19 protein-coding genes and 1 pseudogene are annotated in these 20713 nt (G+C 68.2%); 11 read left to right on the top strand and 9 right to left on the bottom strand.

What is annotated here, in order from left to right:
• Positions 1–4: 4 nt before the first annotated feature.
• Positions 5–190: a hypothetical protein gene (locus H8F26_RS00270; protein ID WP_197156651.1), complete on the top strand. Its 186-nt coding sequence runs from the start codon at positions 5–7 to the stop codon at positions 188–190.
• Between the two features lie 25 nt (positions 191–215).
• On the opposite strand, the gene cobO is transcribed toward H8F26_RS00270, so the two are convergent.
• Together cobO and H8F26_RS19095 are read right to left on the bottom strand one after the other, a co-directional pair.
• Positions 216–911, bottom strand: coding sequence for a cob(I)yrinic acid a,c-diamide adenosyltransferase (cobO, locus tag H8F26_RS00265; protein WP_197156649.1), 696 nt, complete (start codon positions 909–911; stop codon positions 216–218).
• A gap of 88 nt (positions 912–999) precedes the next feature.
• Positions 1000–2415 carry a site-specific integrase gene (locus tag H8F26_RS19095; protein WP_231605372.1) on the bottom strand — a complete coding sequence of 472 codons (1416 nt, stop codon included), beginning with the start codon at positions 2413–2415 and terminating at the stop codon, positions 1000–1002.
• A 110-nt stretch (positions 2416–2525) separates the two neighbouring features.
• Between H8F26_RS19095 and hemH the strand changes: the two genes are divergently transcribed.
• The 5 genes from hemH (at position 2526) to H8F26_RS00235 (ending at position 7102) form a co-directional block, all read left to right on the top strand.
• Positions 2526–3779 (top strand): ferrochelatase, encoded by a 1254-nt coding sequence (gene hemH, locus H8F26_RS00255; protein WP_197156647.1) that lies wholly within the window; start codon positions 2526–2528, stop codon positions 3777–3779.
• Positions 3780–3828: 49 nt separating this feature from the next.
• The gene (locus tag H8F26_RS00250) at positions 3829–4389 is read left to right on the top strand and encodes a M23 family metallopeptidase (RefSeq protein ID WP_197156645.1); all 561 of its coding nucleotides are present in this window, start codon (positions 3829–3831) and stop codon (positions 4387–4389) included.
• A 203-nt stretch (positions 4390–4592) separates the two neighbouring features.
• On the top strand, positions 4593–6365 hold the full coding sequence (gene ilvB / locus H8F26_RS00245; protein ID WP_231605676.1) for a biosynthetic-type acetolactate synthase large subunit: 1773 nt from the start codon (positions 4593–4595) through the stop codon (positions 6363–6365).
• Positions 6366–6460: 95 nt separating this feature from the next.
• Positions 6461–6832: a nuclease gene (locus H8F26_RS00240; protein ID WP_231605371.1), complete on the top strand. Its 372-nt coding sequence runs from the start codon at positions 6461–6463 to the stop codon at positions 6830–6832.
• 39 nt (positions 6833–6871) lie between these two features.
• Complete coding sequence (locus tag H8F26_RS00235; protein ID WP_197156641.1) at positions 6872–7102, top strand: GIVxVP protein; 231 nt, start codon at positions 6872–6874, stop codon at positions 7100–7102.
• 43 nt (positions 7103–7145) lie between these two features.
• Here H8F26_RS00235 and H8F26_RS00230 read toward each other — a convergent pair whose 3' ends face one another.
• On the bottom strand, positions 7146–7910 hold the full coding sequence (locus tag H8F26_RS00230; protein WP_197156640.1) for a Tic22 family protein: 765 nt from the start codon (positions 7908–7910) through the stop codon (positions 7146–7148).
• A gap of 131 nt (positions 7911–8041) precedes the next feature.
• Between H8F26_RS00230 and ppsA the strand changes: the two genes are divergently transcribed.
• Together ppsA and H8F26_RS00220 are read left to right on the top strand one after the other, a co-directional pair.
• Positions 8042–10483 (top strand): phosphoenolpyruvate synthase, encoded by a 2442-nt coding sequence (gene ppsA / locus H8F26_RS00225; protein ID WP_197156639.1) that lies wholly within the window; start codon positions 8042–8044, stop codon positions 10481–10483.
• 32 nt (positions 10484–10515) lie between these two features.
• Positions 10516–11991, top strand: a pseudogene (locus tag H8F26_RS00220) (bifunctional UDP-sugar hydrolase/5'-nucleotidase); the annotation flags it as partial.
• Between the two features lie 46 nt (positions 11992–12037).
• Here H8F26_RS00220 and H8F26_RS19090 read toward each other — a convergent pair.
• Genes H8F26_RS19090 through H8F26_RS00210 form a run of 3 tightly spaced genes read right to left on the bottom strand, consistent with a single transcriptional unit; the run spans position 12038 to position 14087 of the window.
• Positions 12038–13069 carry a mechanosensitive ion channel family protein gene (locus tag H8F26_RS19090; RefSeq protein WP_231605370.1) on the bottom strand — a complete coding sequence of 344 codons (1032 nt, stop codon included), beginning with the start codon at positions 13067–13069 and terminating at the stop codon, positions 12038–12040.
• An 11-nt stretch (positions 13070–13080) separates the two neighbouring features.
• A complete protein-coding gene (locus H8F26_RS00215; RefSeq protein WP_197156637.1) occupies positions 13081–13917 on the bottom strand; it encodes an MBL fold metallo-hydrolase in 837 nt (278 codons plus the stop codon).
• A 29-nt stretch (positions 13918–13946) separates the two neighbouring features.
• On the bottom strand, positions 13947–14087 hold the full coding sequence (locus H8F26_RS00210) for a hypothetical protein (RefSeq protein ID WP_197156636.1): 141 nt from the start codon (positions 14085–14087) through the stop codon (positions 13947–13949).
• Between the two features lie 137 nt (positions 14088–14224).
• On the opposite strand from H8F26_RS00210, the gene H8F26_RS00205 reads away from it, so the two are divergent.
• Entirely contained in the window at positions 14225–15976 is a 1752-nt protein-coding gene (locus H8F26_RS00205) for an NAD(P)/FAD-dependent oxidoreductase (RefSeq protein WP_197156635.1), read from the top strand.
• A gap of 3 nt (positions 15977–15979) precedes the next feature.
• On the opposite strand, the gene pgeF is transcribed toward H8F26_RS00205, so the two are convergent.
• Genes pgeF through H8F26_RS00190 form a run of 3 tightly spaced genes read right to left on the bottom strand, consistent with a single transcriptional unit; the run spans position 15980 to position 19040 of the window.
• Entirely contained in the window at positions 15980–16792 is an 813-nt protein-coding gene (gene pgeF, locus H8F26_RS00200) for a peptidoglycan editing factor PgeF (RefSeq protein ID WP_197156634.1), read from the bottom strand.
• A gap of 14 nt (positions 16793–16806) precedes the next feature.
• Positions 16807–17724, bottom strand: a complete 918-nt coding sequence (locus H8F26_RS00195; RefSeq protein WP_197156633.1) for a Tab2/Atab2 family RNA-binding protein — start codon at positions 17722–17724, stop codon at positions 16807–16809.
• Positions 17721–19040 carry a S1 RNA-binding domain-containing protein gene (locus tag H8F26_RS00190; protein ID WP_197156631.1) on the bottom strand — a complete coding sequence of 440 codons (1320 nt, stop codon included), beginning with the start codon at positions 19038–19040 and terminating at the stop codon, positions 17721–17723. Before H8F26_RS00190 ends, H8F26_RS00195 begins: the two co-directional genes overlap by 4 nt.
• Before the next feature lie 51 nt (positions 19041–19091).
• Here H8F26_RS00190 and H8F26_RS00185 point away from each other — a divergent pair, with 51 nt between their 5' ends.
• Both H8F26_RS00185 and H8F26_RS00180 read left to right on the top strand, forming a co-directional pair.
• On the top strand, positions 19092–19925 hold the full coding sequence (locus H8F26_RS00185) for a creatininase family protein (protein WP_197156629.1): 834 nt from the start codon (positions 19092–19094) through the stop codon (positions 19923–19925).
• 18 nt (positions 19926–19943) lie between these two features.
• Entirely contained in the window at positions 19944–20684 is a 741-nt protein-coding gene (locus tag H8F26_RS00180) for an aldehyde oxygenase (deformylating) (protein WP_231597987.1), read from the top strand.
• Positions 20685–20713: the final 29 nt, after the last annotated feature.

Genomic DNA, 20713 nt, shown 5'->3' with positions numbered 1-20713 from the left:
CCCGATGGCCAGCGATCCCCAGGCACCGCGCTCCAGCGCCGTGCTGGCCCGGCTCACTCTCTCAGCCCTGGAGCGGGGCAACGACCAGCCGGGTTTCTGGAGTGAACCGGAGGTGCATCGTGCTGTGCTGGTCAGCGGTCTGTCAGTGCTGCTGCATGCTCTGACGCCGCTGCAGCGGGACCTGGGCTGACCTCGGTCACCCGACGGAAACAGGCTCAGAATTCGATGCCCGCCTGGGCCTTCACCCCCTGCTCGCGGAAGGGGTGGCGGACCAGCTTCATCTCCGTGACCAGATCGGCCCGTTCCAGCAAGGCTGGTGGCGCCCCCCGGCCCGTCAGGGCCACGTGGGTGAGGGGCGGGCGCTGGGCCAGGCCCTCGATCACCTGCTCGATCGAGAGGTAACCCAGCTTGAGAGCCACGTTCACCTCATCCAGCACCACCAGCTTGCGCCCCCCGTCCGCCAGGTAGGTGAGGGAGCGCTGCCACGCCTGTTGCACCAGTTGACGGTCGCGTTCCCGGTCCTGGGTCTCCCAGGTGAAGCCCTCTCCCAGGGCGTGCCAGGCCAGGGCCTCGCCGAACAGTTGCAGGGCCTTGGCCTCGCCAGGCTGCCAGCCGCCCTTGATGAACTGCACCACCGCCACCTGCTCGCCGTGGCCGAGGGTGCGCAGCACCAGCCCCAGCGCTGCGGTGGTCTTGCCCTTGCCGTCGCCGGTGAACACCAGCACCAGGCCCTTTTCGAGGTTGCGCTCTCCGACGCGCTGCCGCTGCACTTCCTGGCGGCGGGCCATGCGGCGGCGGTAGGACTCCTGGTCGGCTTCGGGGGCCAGGTCGCCGCCTGGACCCAGCTCGGCGGCCACCTGATCGAGGCTGCTCGCATCGGGCGTCGTCGAGGAGGCTGCCGGATCGCTCATGCGCTGGTCGTGGGACCGCAGGACTGGGCCCACTGTGGCGGAAGGCGGCGGCGGTCTGAATCAGGTGGTCTGGATCAGGCGCGCTGAATCAGGCGGCCTGCTGGCCGTAGCGGCTGCGGGCCAGGGCCGCATCCACCGCCTGCTGCTGATCGCGCCGGGTGATCCAGTGGTGATAGGTGCGGGTGTGGATCGCCACCGAGTGGCCCATCATCCGCGCCGCCACCGTGTCCGGCAGGCCGATGTGGATCGTGCGCACCGCCCAGGCATGGCGCAGGTCGTAAGGGGTGAGCGGCAGGTCATAGCGGCGGAACTGCTCGGCGACTCGCCGACCCACCTGCTGCAGAGTGGTGCGGCGGAGGTCGGTGCACACCTTCGGCAGGGCCTCCGGCTCGAGCACGAGCCGCTCCAGCCCGAAGCGCTCCACCCAGTCGGGCTGGAAGGGCCACACCTGGTGCTCGCCGGTCTTGCTGGTGGGCAGGACCCGCAGCACCCGATCACCGCCGGGGGCCAGGGCCGAGAGATCGCAGAAGAACACTTCGTGGTTGCGCAGCCCGTAGGTGGCCATCAGTCCGTAGGCCAGGCGCCAGCCGGGATTGGGAATCCGCTCGACCCACTGCTGCACCTGCGCGTCACTGGGGAGATGGCGGAACTGGGCGGTGTGGAGGCCGTAGCCGGCGGCGCGCTCGGTCCAGTCCGCCGGCAGGTCCAGGTCCAGGTGGCGCGCCAGGGCGGCCAGGGCGGTGCCGCACTGCTGGCGGCTGCGGCTGGTGGGGGCGTAGCTGTCCAGCACCTGCTCGAGCAGGGCCGCATCCAGAACGCACCGGCGGCCTGATGAAGCTCCGTCGCTGCTGCACAGGACCGCCAGACGCCGCAGGTAGGGCTGGTAGGCGCTGCTCCAGGTGGTGCGACTGCCGGCGGGATTGCGCCGCCGCTTCGGATCGCTGAAGAAGGCCGTTTCGAAGTCATCGATCAGGGCTTCCATCCCCCCGATCGTCGCTGTGGTGGTCGGTGCGGTGATCCGGCTGGCGATGGTGCGGCTGTTGGCGCTGCTGGGCTGGGACTGGCTTTGTCGGCGGAGCCGTGCGCTCTCCTGCCGCGCCGTGGCGCGGCGCCTGGATGTCGTGGTCGTACCGGTGGCAGCGGCGGTTGCCTGGCTACTGCCGATCGACCGCACGCTGGGCTTGGCTCCGGTTTTGACGGATCTCAATGGGGCTGCCTGGCTGGGGCGATCCCTACCGGCGCTGCTCCAGTCATCCCAGCGGAAACGCTGGTGTTGCAGCTCCTGCACCACCTGCCGCAACTGCTGCTCGGCCTCCTCCAGGCCCGCCTCGCTCAAGGGCAGACCGAGGCTGATCCGCTGCACCCGCATGCCGTCGCCGTTGCGGCAGGGCAGCGGCCCCCGCAGGCCGAGCCGCTGGCCGCGGGCCTCCAGCCGCAGGGCGATGCCGCTGCTGGCCATCAGGGCGTTCCGGCGGAGGATGCGCTCCTGAAGGGCGGGATCCACGGTTGATCCTGCGGTGGCGGGCGCTGAACTTACCGATCCGACTGCCGCGACACCAGAGGCAAAGGGACAGCGTTACGCTCGACCTCGTCTTTCGCCGCTTTTCGCCGGGCATGACTCAGGTCGACAGCAGCCCGGTCGAGACCAGCACGGGCGCAGGAACCAGACAGGAGGGCGGCTGTGCCGAGGGGCGCGGCAAGGTGGGCGTGGTTCTGCTCAACCTGGGCGGACCGGAGCGGATCCAGGATGTGGGGCCGTTCCTCTACAACCTTTTTGCCGATCCGGAGATCATCCGCCTGCCGACGCCGGCGCTGCAGAAGCCCCTGGCCTGGCTGATCAGCACCCTGCGCAGTGGCAAATCCCGGGAGGCCTACCGCTCGATCGGCGGTGGTTCCCCCCTGCGCCGCATCACCGAACAGCAGGCCCGCGAGCTGCAGAGCGTGCTGCGCCAGCGGGGCCTGGAGGCCACCACCTACGTGGCGATGCGCTACTGGCATCCCTTCACCGAATCCGCCGTGTCGGATATGAAGGCCGATGGCATCCACGAAGTCGTGGTGTTGCCCCTCTATCCACACTTCTCGATCAGCACCAGTGGCTCCAGCTTTCGCGAGCTGCAGCGTCTGCGCCAGAGCGATCCGGATTTCGCCCACCTGCCGATCCGCTGCATCCGCAGCTATTACGACCACCCCGGCTACGTGAATGCCATGGCCGGCCTGATTGAACGGCAGGTGGCGGCCTGCCCCGATCCCGCCAGCGCCCATGTGTTCTTCAGTGCCCATGGTGTTCCGAAGAGCTATGTCGAGGAGGCCGGTGATCCCTACCAGCAGGAAATCGAGGCCTGCGCGGCCCTGATCATGGATCGCCTGGCGGAGCGGCTGGGCCACCGCAATCCCTTCACCTTGGCCTACCAGAGCCGGGTCGGCCCGGTGGAATGGCTGAAGCCCTACACCGATGAAGCCCTGCATGAGCTGGGGGAGCAGGGGGTCAAAGACCTGGTGGTGGTGCCGATCAGCTTCGTGAGCGAGCACATCGAAACCCTTGAGGAAATCGATATCGAATATCGCGAGATCGCCACCGAATCGGGCATCACCAACTTCCGCAGGGTTCCGGCCCTGGATATCGATCCCACCTTCATCTCGGGTCTGGCGGATCTGGTGCAGCAGTCGATGGCAGGCCCCGAGGTGAACCTCGATCAGGCGGCGGCCCTGTCCACCACAGTGAAGCTCTATCCGCAGGACAAGTGGGCCTGGGGGTGGAACAACAGCTCGGAGGTGTGGAACGGCCGGCTGGCCATGGTGGGATTTTCCGCGTTCCTGCTGGAGTTGCTCAGTGGTCGGGGTCCCCTCCATGCCATTGGTCTCCTCTAAGCAGTTGTTCCGCTTCCGCGCCGCAGCCGGTTCTTGGCGGTGGCCCGTCATGGCTCGCCGTGGGCTCAGCGGTGCTCTGCTGGCAGGCCTGTGCATCAACGCGGCGGTGGATCGTCCGGCGGGGGCCAGCAACCGCACCCGCTGGCAGCAGGGAGCCTTCCCTGTGGCCAGTTTTTCGGGCTACACCAGCCATTTCGGCCTGCGGGTGCGCTCCGGCGGCTGGAGCGAGCCCCACTACGGCCTCGACATCGCCGCACCGATGGGCTCAGGGATCCACAGCTGGTGGGGCGGCGTTGTAACAGATGTGATCCACGATGGCGCCTGCGGTGTGGGCCTGGTGATCCGCTCCGGTGCCTATGAACACATCTATTGCCACCTGGCCGGATCCGGCTCCGGCGGCATCTACCGCAGCGGCCCTGTGCAGCTGCGGTCAGGCCAGGCGGTCCGAACCGGCCAGCTGATCGGCCATGTGGGCATGAGTGGCCGCACCACAGGTCCCCATCTGCACTGGGGCATCCGCCATCAGGGTCGCTGGCTCGATCCTGCCCTGATCCTCAGGGCCATGGCCGAGAGCCGGCGCCGCAGCCAGGCGGCCCAAGCGGCGCGCTGATCCCCAACTCCAGTCCCGACGCTTAAGGTTGAGCCAGTCCATCAGAATGGCCAGAAGCCTGGCCTGCTGCAGCCGTGACGCTCACGCCCCTTACTCCGGCGGCCCAGGCCGCGGTCACCCCGTCCTCCGCTGGGCAGCCTGCTCAGGAGCTAGCGCCGGTAGCCGCATCGACGCCGCTGCGTGTCACAGGGGCCTATGCCCTGATGGATGCCCTCAGGCGCCATGGTGTCGACCATATCTTCGGCTATCCGGGCGGCGCGATCCTGCCCATCTATGACGAGCTGCACAAGGCGGAAGCCCGCGGCTGGCTGAAACACATCCTGGTGCGGCACGAGCAGGGCGGCACCCACGCCGCCGATGCCTACGCCCGCGCCACCGGCAGAGTCGGGGTCTGTTTCGGCACCTCCGGCCCCGGCGCCACCAACCTGGTGACCGGCATCGCCACGGCCCAGATGGATTCGGTGCCGATGGTGGTGATCACTGGCCAGGTTCCCCGCGCCGCGATCGGTACAGACGCCTTCCAGGAAACCGACATCTTCGGCATCACGCTGCCGATCGTGAAGCACTCCTGGGTGGTGCGCGACCCCGCCGACATCGGCCGGATCGTGGCCGAGGCCTTCCTGATCGCCGCCACCGGTCGGCCCGGGCCCGTGTTGATCGATGTGCCCAAGGATGTGGGCGTTGAGGAGTTCGACTATGTGCCGGTGGAGCCCGGTTCGGTGAAGCCGGCCGGCTACCAGCTGCCACCGGCGCCCAGGCCTGAGGCGATCCGCGCCGCCCTCGATCTGATCCGCCAGGCCCGCCGGCCCCTGCTCTACGTGGGTGGTGGCGCGATCAGCAGCGGCGCCCATGCGGCGGTCCATCAGCTGGCCGAGCGCTTCCGGCTGCCTGTCACCACCACCTTGATGGGCAAGGGTGCCTTCGATGAGACCCATCCCCTGGCGGTGGGCATGCTCGGCATGCACGGCACCGCCTACGCCAACTTTGCGGTGACCGAGTGCGATCTGCTGATCGCCGTCGGGGCCCGCTTCGACGACCGCGTCACCGGCCGACTCGACAGCTTCGCCCCCCGGGCCCAGGTGATTCACATCGATATCGATGCCGCCGAGGTGGGCAAGAACCGAGTACCCGAGGTGCCGGTGGTGGCGGATGTGAAGCAGGCCCTGCAGGCCCTGCTGGCGGCGTCCAGCGGCGACGATTCGGCCGGTCGCACCCAGGTCTGGCTGGAGAGAATCGACACCTGGAAGCACCACTACCCCCTGGTGGTGCCGGCCCCCGAGGGCGAGATCGCTCCTCAGGAGGTGATGGTGGCCCTGCGGGACCTGGCGCCCGAGGCCTACGTCACCACCGATGTGGGCCAGCATCAGATGTGGGCGGCCCAGTTCCTCCACAACGGCCCGCGCCACTGGATCAGCTCCGCTGGCCTGGGCACCATGGGCTTCGGCATGCCCGCTGCCATGGGCGTTCAGACCGCCTTCCCGCAGGCGCAGGTGATCTGTGTGGCTGGCGACGCCAGCATCCTGATGAACATCCAGGAGCTCGGCACGATCAGCCAGTACGACCTGCCGGTGAAGGTGGTGGTGATCAACAATGGCTGGCAGGGCATGGTGCGCCAGTGGCAGGAGAGCTTCTATGACGAGCGTTACTCTTCCTCCGAGATGACCGGCGGCATGCCGGACTTCGTCACCCTGGCCGAGTCCTTCGGTGTTCGCGGCGTGCTGATCAAGGAGCGAGAACAGCTTCACCTGAAGTTGCGCGAAGCCCTGGCCCATCCAGGCCCCGCTTTTATCGATGTTCGGGTGCGGCGAAATGAGAACTGCTACCCGATGGTTCCCCCCGGCGCCAGCAATGCCCAGATGGTGGGTCTGCCCAGCCATCCCGAACTGGCCATCGATACCACCCGTCACTGCAACGCCTGCGGATCCAGCACCTCCAGCGCCCACCTCTACTGCCCCAGCTGCGGAGCCAAGCTCTGAACATCGTGCTGCTGCTGCCTACGGCCTGCCCTGCTCACAGAGCGCAGGCTTCAGGCTCCGGCTCCGCTCGCCGCCAGGATCTTCTCCTGGGGATAGTGACTCGCCTGGTCGGCCTCGGCCTGCTGATGGCGAGCCTCCTCACCGTCGGGGTGCCCATTGCAGGGGCCGCCGATGTGCTGCAGGTCCGCAACGGCACATTGCTTCAGGTGGGTGACGGCAATCGCAACTATGAGGTCGAGATGGCCTGTATCCATGTGCAGCCAGAGCAGCAGGAGGCCGCTCAGGCCTGGTTGCGGCAGCAACTGCCCCGCAGAACAGCTGTGAATCTCCGCCCCCTTGGACAGGAGCAAGGTCGCTTGCAGGCAAGGGTGCGCCGCATCGACTCCTCCGACTATCTTGAAACCGGTCTGATGGCTGCTGGTCTGGCTGAGCCGGCCTCTTTCGCCCCTGCGGGCTGTCCGGTCTGAAACTTGCGCGTGGGACCAGACCTTCAGATCTAGACATCCATGAGCCTGAACCGCACCGCCAAGGGCATCGTGCTTGTTCCCACCCTGCTGCTGGGCGGAGCCTTTCTGGCGACAGGAATCTGGCTGGATGGGCCTGCGGCGGCAAACCGCGGCTTAGCCCTCAGCCTGGGCGGGGTGTTGATCGGAGCCGGGCTGCTGGCCCAGCTCTTGCCGGAGCAGTCTCCAGAAACGGAGAAGACTCAGGAAACCCCCAACCGCCCCAATGCCTGAAGGGTCTCCAGAATCCTCTCCCTGAGGGAGAAGACCGTGGGCGTCACTTGCTGCCTGGCGCTGCGGCGTTGCGCTTCTGCTCTTCAACCAACCTGAAGTATTCGCGGGTCGGAAAGAAGACGTAGGAGTCGTCCTTGGCCTTGATGATCTCGCGCATGACAGCGGTCATGTCAGCGGCCTGTACTTGGAGCTTCGCCCGGTCGGGCACCTCCGCCAGGGCCTTCTGCAGATCTGCATAACTGAGGAAGAACACACCACGGGGTCCCTGCGGTGTGTTCACCGTGAGGAATGGCTTGGTGAAGAACACCGGGATGCTGAGCCCCTCGTTGATTTCCTTCTCGGCCAAGCCCTGCTGTTTGAGAATCTGAACGGCCTGGTTCCGATCGGCGTCGGCAGGGATCACCGGTGCGATCAGGGTGCGACCATCCTTCACTTCCTTGCTCAGGGCAGTGACCTTTTCATTGGCCACATTCATGGGCAGGGGAACCACCCGCGCCTTGATCGAGGGATTGGCCTTGGTGAAATCCGCCAGAGCCTGCTCGGCTTTGGCCCGCTCCAGATACATCGGCAGGATCAGGGTCTTGTCCCGCGGGATCGGCAGAGGTGCCCCCTTCTCGTTGGTGAGGATGAATACCGGCACCACCGCCAGCTTCTTCACCGCTTCGGATTCGGGGATGGCCTGGGCCGGGATCGGGGCCGTCAGAGCCAGGCCACCCGTTGCTGCGATCAGGGCGGTCTGAAGGCCCAGGGCCAGACCGGCAAAGCGGCGTCGCACCAATGGGCGCAGCCTGGGGCGATCGATGGTCATGACGGCCGGCCAGTGCAAAGAATCACCCTAAGCACGGCGGCCCGGGCAACCCCCATGCCACTGGACGGTAACGGTCATGACCACCGGCGTGGATCCATGGTCAGAGTTGCGTCAGCAGCCCGTGGCCGCGGATGAAGCGTTCCGACAGTCTGGTGGTGCCCTTCGATCAGGTGGGCATCGATGCGATTGCTCAGGTGGGAGGCAAGAACGCATCCCTTGGTGAAATGATCCGCCAGCTGGGCCCCCGCGGGGTGAAGGTGCCGGGCGGCTTCGCGATCACCGCCGCGGCCTACCGCCACGTTCTGGCTTCCAACGGACTCACCGCTCCTCTGGCCGCGCTGCTGGGGGGGCTTGACGCCAACGACCTGCAGGCGCTGCAGGCCGCCGGTCAGGCGGCGCGGCAGCTGCTGCTGGCGGCCACCCTGCCGGCGGATCTTTGCGAGGCGATCACGGCGGCCTATCGGGCCCTGCCTGGTGTGGAGGGGCCTGTGGCCGTGGCCGTGCGCTCCAGTGCCACCGCCGAAGACCTGCCGGACGCCAGCTTCGCCGGGCAGCAGGAGACCTATCTCCACATCGAGGGGGAGGCGGCCCTGCTGGAGGCCTGCCGCCACTGCTACGCGTCCCTGTTCACCGATCGGGCGATCTCCTACCGCCAGCTCAATGGCTTCGATCACCTGGAGGTGGCCCTCTCGATCGGCGTGCAGCGGATGGTGCGCTCCGATCTGGCCTGCTCGGGGGTGATGTTCAGCATCGACACCGAGACCGGCTTCAAGGACGCGGTGCTGCTCACCGCCGCCTATGGCCTCGGCGAGAACGTGGTGCAGGGGGCCGTCAATCCAGACGAGTACCTGATCTTCAAGCCCACCCTGGAGCAGGGTTTCGCGCCGATCCTGAGCAAGCGGCTCGGCAGCAAGGCGATCCGGATGGTCTATGGCGATGGCGATGTTCCGGTGCGCAATGTGGATGTGCCCGAAGCCGAGCGGGATCGCTTTGCCCTCACCGATGCCGAGGTGCTGACCCTGAGCCGCTGGGCGGTGGTGATCGAGCGCCACTACAGCGAGCAGCGCGGTACTCCCACGCCGATGGACATCGAATGGGCCAAGGACGGCCTCAGCGGCGAGCTGTTCATCCTGCAGGCCCGACCGGAAACCGTGCAGTCCCACCGTCAGGAGGCGGTGCTGCGCAGCTGGCATCTGACGCCCCATGACGCTGAGCAGATCTGCCGCGGTCGGGCGATCGGCTCCTCCGTGAGCAGCGGCCGGGCCCGGGTCATCCGTGATCCCTCCGAGATCGATCGTTTCGAGCAGGGGGATCTGCTGGTGACCGAGCGCACCGACCCCGACTGGGAACCGATCCTGAAGCGGGCCAGCGGCGTGGTGACCGACCAGGGGGGCCGCACCTGCCACGCGGCGATCATCGCCCGGGAGATGGGGATCACGGCGATCGTGGGAACCGGGGATGGCACAACCCGCATCGCCGATGGGGAGGCAATCACGATCAGCTGCTGTGAGGGGGATGTGGGACACGTCTACCGCGGCACCCTGCCCTTCCACGTGGAGGAGCAGGCCCTTGGGCATCTGCCGGCCACCGGCACCGCGATCCTGATGAACGTGGGCAACCCCGAGGAGGCCTTCAACCTGGCGGCGATTCCCTGCGACGGCGTTGGCCTGGCCCGGCTCGAATTCATCATCGCCAATCACATCAAGGTCCATCCCCTGGCCCTGCTGCAGCCGGATCAGGTGAGTGACCCGGTCGAGCAGGAGGCGATTGCCCGGCTGACGCGCGGCTACGCCCATCCGGCCGATTACTACGTCGATCTGCTGGCCCAGGGCATGGGGCGGATCGCGGCCGCCTTCTTCCCGAGGCCGGTGATCCTGCGCTTCTCCGATTTCAAGAGCAATGAATACGCGCGTCTGCTGGGGGGCGCGGCCTTCGAGCCCGTGGAGGAGAACCCGATGCTGGGCTGGCGCGGCGCCTCCCGCTACTGCAGCCCCGTGTTCCGTGAGGCCTTTGCCCTGGAGTGCACGGCCCTCAAGGCGGTGCGCGAGGGGATGGGCCTCACCAACGTGATTCCGATGATCCCCTTCTGCCGCACACCGGAGGAGGGGGATCGGGTGCTGGCGGAAATGGCCCGGTCGGGCCTGGTGCGCGGCGAGGCGGGCCTGCAGGTGTATGTGATGTGCGAACTGCCCAGCAATGTGATCGCCGCCGAGGCCTTCGCCGAGCGGTTTGATGGCTTCTCGATCGGCTCCAACGACCTCACCCAGCTCACCCTGGGCCTGGATCGCGATTCCGCCCTGGTGGCCGATCTGTTCGACGAGCGCCATCCCGCCGTGATGGCGATGATCCGCCTGGCGATCCAGACCGCCCGGCGCTGCGGCCGCAAGATCGGCATCTGCGGTCAGGCCCCGAGCGATTACCCCGAATTCGCCCGGTTCCTGGTGGCCGAGGGCATTGATTCGATCAGCCTCAATCCCGATGCCGTGATCGCCACCCGCATCCGGGTGGCGGAGATGGAACGCCAGTTGGAGGAGGCTGCTGCAGGGGCCCTGTCTGCTGAGGCACCGTCCTGACCAAGGAAAGTTCCCAGCACCTTCGAGCCATCATGGCGACCAACCCGCCGCTGGCTGCCCGCCAGATCCGCCTGTCTCCCCCCTGGCGATCCGCTGCAGGCCTGCAGGCCATTGGAGGGCTGCTGGCGGCCGGGGCCCTGCTGCTGGAGGTGTTCGCTCCAGCGATGGCGCGGGCCGAGCGGATCGAGCTGCAGCTGGTGCAGCTCAACGACGTCTACGAGATCACGCCGATTCCCGGTGGCGGCGGCGACCTGGCCCAGGTGGCAGGGTTGGTGCGGCAGTTGCGGGCCCGCAATCCCTGCACCCTGGTGCTGATGGCGGGCGATTTCCTCAGTCCCTCGGCCGTGGGCACTGCGGTGGTGGAGGGTCGCCGCCTTGATGGTCGCCAGATGGTGGCGGTGTTGAACGCGATCGGGCTGGATCAGGCCACCTTCGGCAACCACGAATTCGACCTGGCTGAGGGGCCTTTTCGTGACCGTCTGCGGGAGGCTCGTTTCGGCTGGATCTCGAGCAATGTCAACGACACGGCTGGTCGCCCCTTCCCTTCAGTGGTGCGTCAACGGCTGATCGAGCTGCGTGGGTCCGGTGGCGCATCCCTGCGCCTCGGGTTGCTGGGGGTGACCCTGCCCAGCAACCCGGCGGCCTATGTGCGTTACAGCGATGCCGTCGCCAGCGCCATCGCCCAGGCCCAGCGCCTGCGGCAGCACGGGGCCGACGTTGTCGTGGCTCTCACCCACCAGGCCCTGGCCCAGGATCAGCAGCTGGCCAGCTCGGCGGCGCCGATCGATCTGATCCTCGGCGGCCATGAGCACGAGAATCTGCTGCAGCTGCGCTTCCGCAATCCTGCTGTTCAGGGTTCGGCCGCTGAGCTGACCGCCGCTGGTGGGACCGCCGCCGCTGCCCGGGCACCTTCGCCTCCGGGATGCCGGCCAGCCGGAGTGCCGATCGCCAAGGCGGATGCCAATGCCCGCACGGTGTGGCTCCACACCCTGGCCTACGACACGGTCAGCCGCTGTCTGGAGATCCAGTCCAGTCTGCTGCCGGTTGATGGGCGGTGGCCAAGCGATCCGGTCGTGGCGCGGCAGGCCGATCACTGGCTTCAGAAGGCTGAGGCGGCCTTCCGCCGCCAGGGGCTGGAGCCCGAACGGGTGATCGGCATCAGCGGCGTGTTGCTCGATGGCCGCGACGCCCCGGTGCGTTCCGGCTCCACCACCCTCACCCGCCTGATCACGGCTGCCATGCGCGCCGCCGATCCCGCCAGTGCGGCGGCGATTCTCAATGCCGGCGCGATCCGCCTCGATGACGTGCTGCCCCCTGGCCCGATCCGGGAGATGGAGGTGATCCGGGCACTGCCCTTCGGCGGTGGTCTGAGCAGCGTCGACCTCGAGGGGGCGCTGCTGCAGCGGGTGCTGGAGGTGGGGATGGCCAACCGTGGCAGCGGCGGCTATCTGCAGGTGGATGGCGCCGCGTTGGGGACCGATGGCCGCTGGCGGCTCGATGGCGAGCCGCTCGAGCCAGGCCGGCGTTACAGGGTTGTGCTGCCCGATTTCCTGCTCACCGGCCAGGAGGTGAATCTGGGCTTTCTGCGCCAGGGGGCCGCCGGGGTGGACGTGATTGCTCCGGCCGGAGATCTGCGCCAGGCCGTGATTCGCTGGCTGCGGCAGCACCCTCCGGGCGCTGACCAACCTGCGGCTGGCTGATGCGGATGTCCAGGGGCGGTGCGTCCACCAGCTGCACGGTGGTGGAGGCGAGCTGCACGCGGCTGTCTGGCCGGTTCACCGCATCCAGCAGCTGGGTGTAGAGGTGGTCCTTGGTGGAACGGCGGCGTTTCACGTCGACCAGATAGCGGAGCGTGAATTCCATCCAGTTGTCGGTCAGCACCAGGGTCACCTGGGGTTCGAGGGTGGCGTTCTCCAGCAGGTATTTATGCACCATCACGCTCCAGGCGACCCGGGCTGAGGTGGTGATAGCGTCGCCGGTCACTTCGGCACCCACCTGCTCGAGCAGGTGGCGGGCTTCGTTGTGATCGCTGCCGTATTTCACGGGCAGGCGGATCTCATCCCAGAGGAAGGGAAAGTCGCCGGAATAGTTGAACACGGGTGCCTTGAATACGAAGCTGTTGGCGATCCGCACGATCCGGCCGGTGTAGAGGTCGGAGGCCACCCATTCCCCCAGTTCCATCAAAGTGGTGCGCAGGATCCCGATGTCGATCACATCGCCTTTGATGCCGCCCAGCTGCACCCGATCCCCCGGTTTGTAGAAGCCACCGAAGGAGATGGCGATCCAGCCGGCCACGCTGCCGATCACTTCCTGCAGCGCGAAGGCAATGCCGGCGCTGGCCACACCGATCGCCACCGTGAGCCCCCCCAGTCGGTCCTTGAAGACCAGGGACAGAAAGACGATGCCCACGGCGTAGCGGCTCAGGCTCACAAGCTTGCGGCCGTAGTAGCGGCTGTCCCGGTCGTCGAGCCGGCGGATCAGGGAGCCCTGGGTGAGCCGCACCAACAGGATCAATGCGCCGAGGCCCAGCAGCGCCGTGGCCAGCTTGGCCACCAGGGGATCGCTCCACCAGCCGGAGGTTGGCACGGCTCGAACCCTCAGACCGGCGTTGTGGTTGCGCAGCCCGACAGCACATACCGTTCGCCGGGCACGGGATCAATGAGCCGGCAACGCTCTGGGCCGGTCTCGCCCATGGAGCCGCTCGAGCTCCCTCCGCTCGCGGTCGTGGCGCTCACCGTCGCGGCGCCTACGACGGCGGCGGCCTGCTCGGTGGAGCCTTTCTGCCAGAGGATCTGGCTGAGCCAGCCCTGGAAGCGCACGTCGCCGCCGGCGGTGCTGGCCAGCACCACCGCCGGTTGCAGCCGCTCCAGCAGCTGGGGCAGCACCTGGGCGCCCTTCACGAAGGCTCCGGCCAGGGGGAGGCCCAGATCCACCACCGGTGTGATCGCCACATCCACCGGGCCCCGGGGCGCCGTGGCGGGATCCGTGGCCAGAAAGCCGTGGGGCTCCAGGTAGATGGACCCGGCGGGATGCACCAGGCGGTAGCCGTTCTCCACCTGGGGCACCGGTGCCCCGGCCGTGGCCTGGATCTGCAGGGGGCCATGGCTGTGCTCCTGACCCGGGCTGACGGCCGTCACCCGCGTGAAACCCAGGGCCCGGGCCCTGGCGGCGGCACTGCTGGAGCCCACCACCGGCAGCTGGCGATCCAGCAGCGACAGGGAGGCCGGATGGCAGTGGTCGGGGAGGCCCTGGGTGAGCAGGAGCAGATCCAGACCCTCCGGCACGGGCCAGGGGTGGGGCAGTTCGCCGCGGAAGAACCAGTCGCCGGGGGGAAAGCGCAGGGGGCCGGTGAGCCAGTGATCGACCAGCACCCGCAGCCCCTCGAACTCCAGCAGCCAGCCGTTGGCGCCGAAATAGGTGGCATGCAGGGTCATCGGGTTGGGGCGCGGCGAAGGGCCGGACCCTAGACCCGTTGCAGCCGCAGAGGAGGCTGGGGATGGGGCGCCGCGATCCAGAGTCTCCAGACCAGCAGGGCGTGAGCGCCGCCCCGGAGGGCTGAAAGCACCGCCAGGGCAACGCAGAGGGGGCAGTGGGTGAGACCCATGGCGGAATCCGTAGCCGTTGGGCTCGATCAGCCCTTCCACCCTTGCATTGATTGAGGTGTGCTGCTGCTGCTGCTGCTGCATTGCAACAGCGACCCTGCGCTGGCCTACAAGAGGGCAGGCCCGTGAATCTCCAGCCGTGCTGCGCCTGAGTGAGCTGAAGCTGCCGCTGGATCACAGTGAGGCCGATCTGCAGCTCGCGATTTGCCGGCGCCTGCGGATTCCGCCCGGGCAGCTGCTGCAGCACCGACTGGTGAAGCGCAGTGTCGATGCCCGGCGCCGCTCCGCGATTGCGCTGGTCTACAGCCTTGATCTGGTCCTGGACCTGGATGCGCGGGCCGAACAACGGCTGCTGCAGCGGTTTCGTGGCGATCCCCATCTGCGCCCCACCCCTGACACCACCTATCGCTTCCCGCTGGAGCCGCTGCGGGCGGAGCGATCAGACTCCGGTGCGGCGGCTCCTGAGGCATCGGCACTGGGCCGGCGCCCGCTGGTGGTGGGAGCCGGTCCCTGCGGCTACTTCGCGGCTCTGCTGCTGGCCCAGATGGGTCTGCGGCCGCTGCTGCTCGAGCGCGGTCGGCCGGTGAAGCAGCGCACGGCCGACACCTTCGGCTTCTGGCGGGGGCAGCGTCCCTTCGATCCGGAGTCGAATGCCCAGTTCGGCGAAGGCGGAGCCGGCACCTTTTCCGACGGCAAGCTCTACAGCCAGGTGAGTGAACCGCAGGCCTATGTGCGCAAGGTGCTCGAGGAGCTGGTGGCCGCCGGCGCCAACCCCGAGATCCTCACCCTGCACCACCCCCACATCGGCACCTTCAAGCTGGCCACGGTGGTGCGCGGCCTGCGGGCCCGGATCGAAGCGCTGGGCGGTGAGGTGCGCTTCGAGGCGCGGGTGGAGGAGCTGCTGCTGGAGGGGGCCGATCGGCGGGTGCGGGGGGTGCGGCTGGCCGGTGGCGAGACGATCGCCGCCGATCAGGTGGTGCTGGCTCTGGGCCACAGCGCCCGCGACACCTTCGCCGCCCTGCATCGGCAGGGGGTGGTGATGGCCCCCAAGCCCTTCGCGATCGGCCTGCGGATCGAACATCCCCAGCCCCTGATCGATCGGGCCCGCTGGGGGGAGGCTGCCGGCCATCCTCGGCTGGGGCCGGCGGAGTACAAGCTGGTGCATCACTGCGCCGGGCCCACCACCACGGGCCGCAGCGTCTACAGCTTCTGCATGTGTCCGGGGGGGCTGGTGGTGGGGGCCACCTCCGAACCGGGGTGCGTGGTGACCAATGGCATGAGCCAGCATTCCCGCAATGAGCGCAATGCCAACAGCGGCCTGGTGGTGACCGTGGAGCCGGCGGATCTGGCTCCCTATGGCACAAGCCCCGACGATCCCCTGGCCGGGGTGGCCTTCCAGCGTCACTGGGAGGAGCGGGCCTTCAGGGCCGGTGGCGGCGACTACCGGGCGCCGGCCCAGTGGGTCGGGGATTTCCTGGCGGGACAGACCAGCCATGCGGCGCCGCAGCAGACGGGGCCTGGCGATCCCAGCGCCTCCCCGCCGTCGGTGGCGGCGTCCTATCTGCCCGGCGTGCGGCTGGGATCGCTCGAGTCCTGTCTGCCGCCGGTGGTGCTGGATGCCTTGCGGGAGGCGCTGCCCGCCTTTGAGCGGCGCCTGCCCGGCTACACGATGGCCGGCGCCCTGCTCACGGGCGTCGAGACCCGCACGTCCTCGCCGCTGCGCATTCCCCGTGATCCGCTCAGCCGCGAGAGCCTCAACACGCCGGGGCTCTATCCGGCCGGGGAAGGGGCGGGCTATGCGGGCGGCATCCTCTCGGCCGCGATCGACGGCATTCAGGTGGCCGAGGCGGTGGCCCTCTCCCGGTTGTCGGGTCCGCCGGACAGCGACTGATCCTCAGCCCTGCGCCACGATGCCGCTCCACTGCACCGCCTTCACCTGATCGCGGCGCCAGGAATGGAGCAGATCCACTTCGCTGGCGGTGCAGAGCGGGCAGACCGCGATTCGCTCCCTGGCGATCCCGGCCCGCTCGAGTTGCTGCACCGTGGCAGCGCGGATGTCGAGGCGATGGCGCCCTGGCTCGGGATCCTCCAGCAGGGCGCCGGAGTGCCGCAGGCTCTCGATCAGGCTGGCGTCCGCCAACCCTGGTGAAGGCTCTAGGCTGCGGGCCACCGCCGTGACCACGGCCTGGTCCACCTGATACCGGGGCCCACTGATGGCCGGTCCGAGGGCCGCCCGCAGGTCCTGGCGGCGGCTGCCGTTGCGCTCCAGGGCCTCGATCGCCGCTGGCACGATCCGGCCCGCCACCCCGCGCCAGCCGGCATGGCAGGCCGCGGTCCGGCCGCTGCCTGGATCGGCCAACAACACCGGTGTGCAATCGGCGCCGCAGACCCAGAGGCTCTGGCCACCCGCATCGCTGCAGAGGCCATCGGCATCCGGCCAGGGATCCGTCCTCGCCGCGGAGGCGGCGACCACCTCCGCCCCATGCACCTGGCGGGTCCGATGGATGCTGACACCGGCGCTCAGATAGCCGGCCAGAACCTCGGGGCCGCGGCCCTGCCACTGCCGGGTGAAGAAGCCGTGCTCAAAGCCGTCGAGCAGATCGGCCTGCAGGTAGTAGCCGCCGTAACAGCCCACCCAGGTCCAGCCGGCCAGGTCGTTGAAGCCCGCATCGGGGCGCTGAAACGGGGGCGGAACGTGTTCGGCCATGGCGAAGCGACGCCTCAGGCGTCCGGCAGATCCCGCAGCAGCCAGAAGCCCTGAAAGCGCGGTTCGGTCTCGCTGCTCTGAACGGCCAGGAACTGCAGCCCCCCCGCTTGTGCACGGGCGGCGGCGAAAGCGGCGGCAGACGCCCTGGCTTCCTCGGCTGGCAGCCGGGCCAGCAACCAGCGATCCTCGAGGCCCGCCTCCAGCACCAGCTGATCGCCGCTGATCTCCAGTCTGACCGGCTCCAGCCCGGCGAACCAGGCGGCCAGGGCCAGGGAGCGGTGGCGGCTGAACAGACGCACACCGGGAATCGGGGTGTCGTCAGCCAGGTTGTCGGGGCGGCGGATCAGCCCGGCGAAGTCGATGTCCCAGCCCGCAGCCTCAGCGATGGCTGCTGCCGGCAGGCTGGCCCAGCTCCAGCTGTCGCCGCGGGCCGCTTCCGGCAGGGGAATGGCCACCGGCTGGATCGGTACCGGCGGGGGTGCCAGGGGGCCAGCCATGTAGCCCTCCTCGGCGGGATACACGATGGCCTGACGCTCCTGCAGCCACTCCACCAGGGCGTAACAGCGGCGGCTCGGCACCAGTTCCACCCCCAGGCCCTCAGCAGCCCGCTGCACCATCGTGCGCATCGAGGCTCGCCAGCAGCGCAGCCGACGGGGTGGATCCAGACCTTGGTCGGTGGCCTCGGCCAGAGCCTCTTCGATGGCCTGTTTCAGCCAGATCGAGTTCACGCTGTTGGACGGACAGGTGCGATGCCAGCGGAAGGGCAGACCGGTGTCGGTCGCTTCAGGCGTGGCACAGATCAGCAGCTCCCAGCGTTTCTTGCCGTCGGCTTCGAGGATCGGGCGGGAATAAAAGTCGAGCTCCCAGTCCGGGGCGGATCGGGCGGTCTCGATCGGTGCCGCGGGCTGGGCAGAGGCGGTCGATCCGCTCATCCGGCGTTCTGCTCCTGCTGGCGCAGCACGGATCGCGCCCGATTGGCGCGGTCGGTGGCCTCGGCCATCACTTTGTCCTTTTCAATCAACAGCTCACCGGGCTGGCCCTCCAGCAGGGCGGTGTTCAGGGCGATCCGTCCGCGGCCCGGATCCAGGTCTGTGATCAGGGCCTTCACCCGGTCGCCCTGATCGAACACCTCGCGCAGGTCGCGCATCTGGCCACCGGTGATGGAGGAGTGGTGCAGCAGGCCGCTGACGCCACCGAGGTCGACAAACAGGCCATAGGGCTTCACCGCCACGACCTGACCCTCCACCAGCTGGCCGATCTCCAGGGCGGCGAACCTCGCGGCGGAAGCGGCCTTCTTCTCGGAAAGCACCAGCTTGCGGGTCTCGGGGTTGACCTCCAGGAACGCGGCGCCGATGGTCTTGCCCACCAGGGCCTCGTGGTTCTCGCCTTCGTTGAGCTGGGACCGGGGAATGAAGCCCCGCAGGCCCTCCAGGTCGCAGGTGACGCCACCACGGTTGAAGCCGTTCACCTTCACCTGCACCACCTGGCCATCCTTCTCCAGCTGGCGCACCTTGTCCCAGCTCTGGCGCAGGGCGAGGGCGCGGGCACTCACGGTCACCATGCCGTCGGCATTCTGCTCGCGGGTGACCAGCACTTCGACCTCAGCCCCCTTGGGGAAGCGTTCCTTGAGGTTGGTGATCACCCCGAGGCCGCATTCGTTCTTCGGCATGAAGCCCGGCGCCTTGCCGCCAATGTCCACATACACCCCATCGCTCTCCAGAGCGATGACCACGCCACGCACCACTTCACCGGTCGTCCCGACCGGCTCGTTCTCGTCGAGGGCCGCGAGGAAGGCCTCCTCGTCGAAGTCGAAGTCGTCAACCGTGCGGCTGGGCTGAGTGGGCCGATCACCACTGGCATCGGAACCGGGTCGTCCCTGGCCGATGGAGCGGGCAGACCCGGACCCGCCGCTCGGGCGGCGGCGCTGGCTGGAGTCGGGCCCCAGCAGATCGGCCATGGTGAGCCCCTCGAGCTCTCCCATGCCGAACAGGTCATCGTCGCTGCGGGCGGGCCGCTGCTGCGTTGGGGCCGCCTGAGGCTGGGCCGTGGTGGCGTCGTTCCGGACCGGCGGCGCCAGTGGAGCAGCAGCGTCCTGCGCAACAGCGTCCGGGGCGGCTTGCTCCTCCTTCTTGAGCATCAACACCTGGGGCAGCTTGCGCACTGGTGCGCCTGCCTGGGGCCTGGACGCTCCCGGCGGAACGGGGCGCTGGGAGGGCGTGCGCGGCGAGGGGCTGCCGGTTCCGGCCATGTCCACAGTGCTTGCGAGAGCAACACACTGTAGGCACCCTGCCTCTATCCCATGGAGCGACGCCTGGAGCGACTGAGCTGGCCGGCCCTGCAGGCAGCGGCATCCCGACCCGGCAGCACCGTGGTCTGGCCCTTCGGTGCGATCGAGCAGCACGGCCCCCATTTGCCTCTGGGCACCGATGCCCTCTTTGCCGAGAAGGTGCTGGAGGCGGTGCTGGAGGGTTGGGCCCGTCAAGGCCCTGACGAGCCCGCCTGGCCCCTGTGGCGGTTACCGGTGCAGGCGATCGGCTTCTCGCCGGAGCATCAGGGCTTTGCCGGCACCCTCAGCCTCGATGCGGAAACCCTGATCGCCATGGTCCATGCCGTGGGCCGCGATCTGGCGGCGGCGGGCTTTCGCCGGCTGGTGCTGTTCAACGGCCATGGCGGTCAGATCGCCCTGCTGCAGGTGGCGGCCCGGCAGCTGCGGGCCGCCCATCCGGCCCTGGCGGTGTTGCCCTGCTTCCTCTGGAGCGGGCCGGAAGGCATCGCTGACCTGATCCCGGAACCGGAACGGTCCCAGGGGCTGCATGCCGCCCTGGCCGAAACCAGCCTGATGCTGCATCTGGCCCCCTCCCTGGTGGGGCCGCTGCCGCCTGCTGATGGTCTGCCGTCCCAGGCGCCTCCCACGGGCTGGAGCCTGGAAGGGGCCGCCCCTTCCGCCTGGCTCAGCCGTGATCTGAGCCGGTCCGGCGTGATCGGCGATCCGGGTGAGGCCAGCGGCGAGCTGGGCCAGGAGCTGTTCGAGCGATTGGTGGCCGGTTGGCGGAGCCGCTTCGAGGCGCTGCTGGCCAGTGACTGGCCCCCCGGAAGCCCAGGGGGTGACTACAGTCCAGGCCAGCATCCCTAAGTCGAAAGCGAGGTCGCCATGTCCCCACTCCCCAGTGCCGTTGAGTCTGCTGCGCCCGACCTGGCGCCCACAACGGTGGCCGAGGGGGGGCTGCCCGATTTCCAGAGTTCCAGTTACAAAGATGCCTACAGCCGCATCAACGCGATTGTGATCGAGGGTGAGCAGGAAGCCCACGACAACTACATTTCGCTCGGCAGCCTGTTGCCCGATCAGGCCGAGGAGTTGTCCCGCCTGGCCCGGATGGAGCTGAAGCACATGAAGGGCTTCACGGCCTGTGCCAATAATCTCGGTGTGACGGCTGACATGCCCTTTGCCAAGGAGTTCTTTGCGCCGCTGCATGGCAACTTCCAGGCGGCACTGGCCGAAGGCAAGGTGGTCACCTGTCTGCTGATTCAGGCCATCCTGATCGAAGCCTTTGCGATCTCGGCCTATCACATCTATATCCCGGTGGCCGATCCGTTCGCGCGCAAAATCACCGAAGGTGTGGTCAAAGACGAGTACACCCACCTCAACTACGGTCAGGAGTGGCTCAAGGCCAATCTTGAAGCTTCCCGTCAGGAGCTGGAGCAGGCCAACCGCGAGAATCTGCCCCTGGTGCGCAAGATGCTCGAACAGGTGGCTGGGGATGCTGCCGTTCTGCAGATGGAAAAGGAAGATCTGATGGCCGATTTCCTCAGCTCGTACCAGGAGGCCCTGATGGATATCGGCTTCACCGGCCGTGAGATCGCCAAGCTTGCTGCCGCTGCTCTGGTGGGCTGAGGCCTGGCCAAGGCGCAGGGCCTGAGAAT

The organism is Synechococcus sp. CBW1006 (genome assembly GCF_015840525.1).
GTDB lineage: Bacteria > Cyanobacteriota > Cyanobacteriia > PCC-6307 > Cyanobiaceae > CBW1002.
This window is presented reverse-complemented; position numbering and strand designations above follow the sequence as displayed.

Excerpts from the sequence above, each read along its gene's own strand:
- H8F26_RS00270 (WP_197156651.1), top strand. The coding sequence starts at position 5 with ATGGCCAGCGATCCCCAGGCACCGCGCTCCAGCGCCGTGCTGGCCCGG.
- cobO (WP_197156649.1), bottom strand. The coding sequence starts at position 911 with ATGAGCGATCCGGCAGCCTCCTCGACGACGCCCGATGCGAGCAGCCTC.
- hemH (WP_197156647.1), top strand. The coding sequence starts at position 2,526 with ATGACTCAGGTCGACAGCAGCCCGGTCGAGACCAGCACGGGCGCAGGA.
- H8F26_RS00250 (WP_197156645.1), top strand. The coding sequence starts at position 3,829 with ATGGCTCGCCGTGGGCTCAGCGGTGCTCTGCTGGCAGGCCTGTGCATC.
- ilvB (WP_231605676.1), top strand. The coding sequence starts at position 4,593 with ATGGATGCCCTCAGGCGCCATGGTGTCGACCATATCTTCGGCTATCCG.
- H8F26_RS00235 (WP_197156641.1), top strand. The coding sequence starts at position 6,872 with ATGAGCCTGAACCGCACCGCCAAGGGCATCGTGCTTGTTCCCACCCTG.
- H8F26_RS00230 (WP_197156640.1), bottom strand. The coding sequence starts at position 7,910 with ATGACCATCGATCGCCCCAGGCTGCGCCCATTGGTGCGACGCCGCTTT.
- ppsA (WP_197156639.1), top strand. The coding sequence starts at position 8,042 with ATGAAGCGTTCCGACAGTCTGGTGGTGCCCTTCGATCAGGTGGGCATC.
- H8F26_RS00215 (WP_197156637.1), bottom strand. The coding sequence starts at position 13,917 with ATGACCCTGCATGCCACCTATTTCGGCGCCAACGGCTGGCTGCTGGAG.
- H8F26_RS00210 (WP_197156636.1), bottom strand. The coding sequence starts at position 14,087 with ATGGGTCTCACCCACTGCCCCCTCTGCGTTGCCCTGGCGGTGCTTTCA.
- pgeF (WP_197156634.1), bottom strand. The coding sequence starts at position 16,792 with ATGGCCGAACACGTTCCGCCCCCGTTTCAGCGCCCCGATGCGGGCTTC.
- H8F26_RS00195 (WP_197156633.1), bottom strand. The coding sequence starts at position 17,724 with ATGAGCGGATCGACCGCCTCTGCCCAGCCCGCGGCACCGATCGAGACC.
- H8F26_RS00190 (WP_197156631.1), bottom strand. The coding sequence starts at position 19,040 with ATGGCCGGAACCGGCAGCCCCTCGCCGCGCACGCCCTCCCAGCGCCCC.
- H8F26_RS00185 (WP_197156629.1), top strand. The coding sequence starts at position 19,092 with ATGGAGCGACGCCTGGAGCGACTGAGCTGGCCGGCCCTGCAGGCAGCG.
- H8F26_RS00180 (WP_231597987.1), top strand. The coding sequence starts at position 19,944 with ATGTCCCCACTCCCCAGTGCCGTTGAGTCTGCTGCGCCCGACCTGGCG.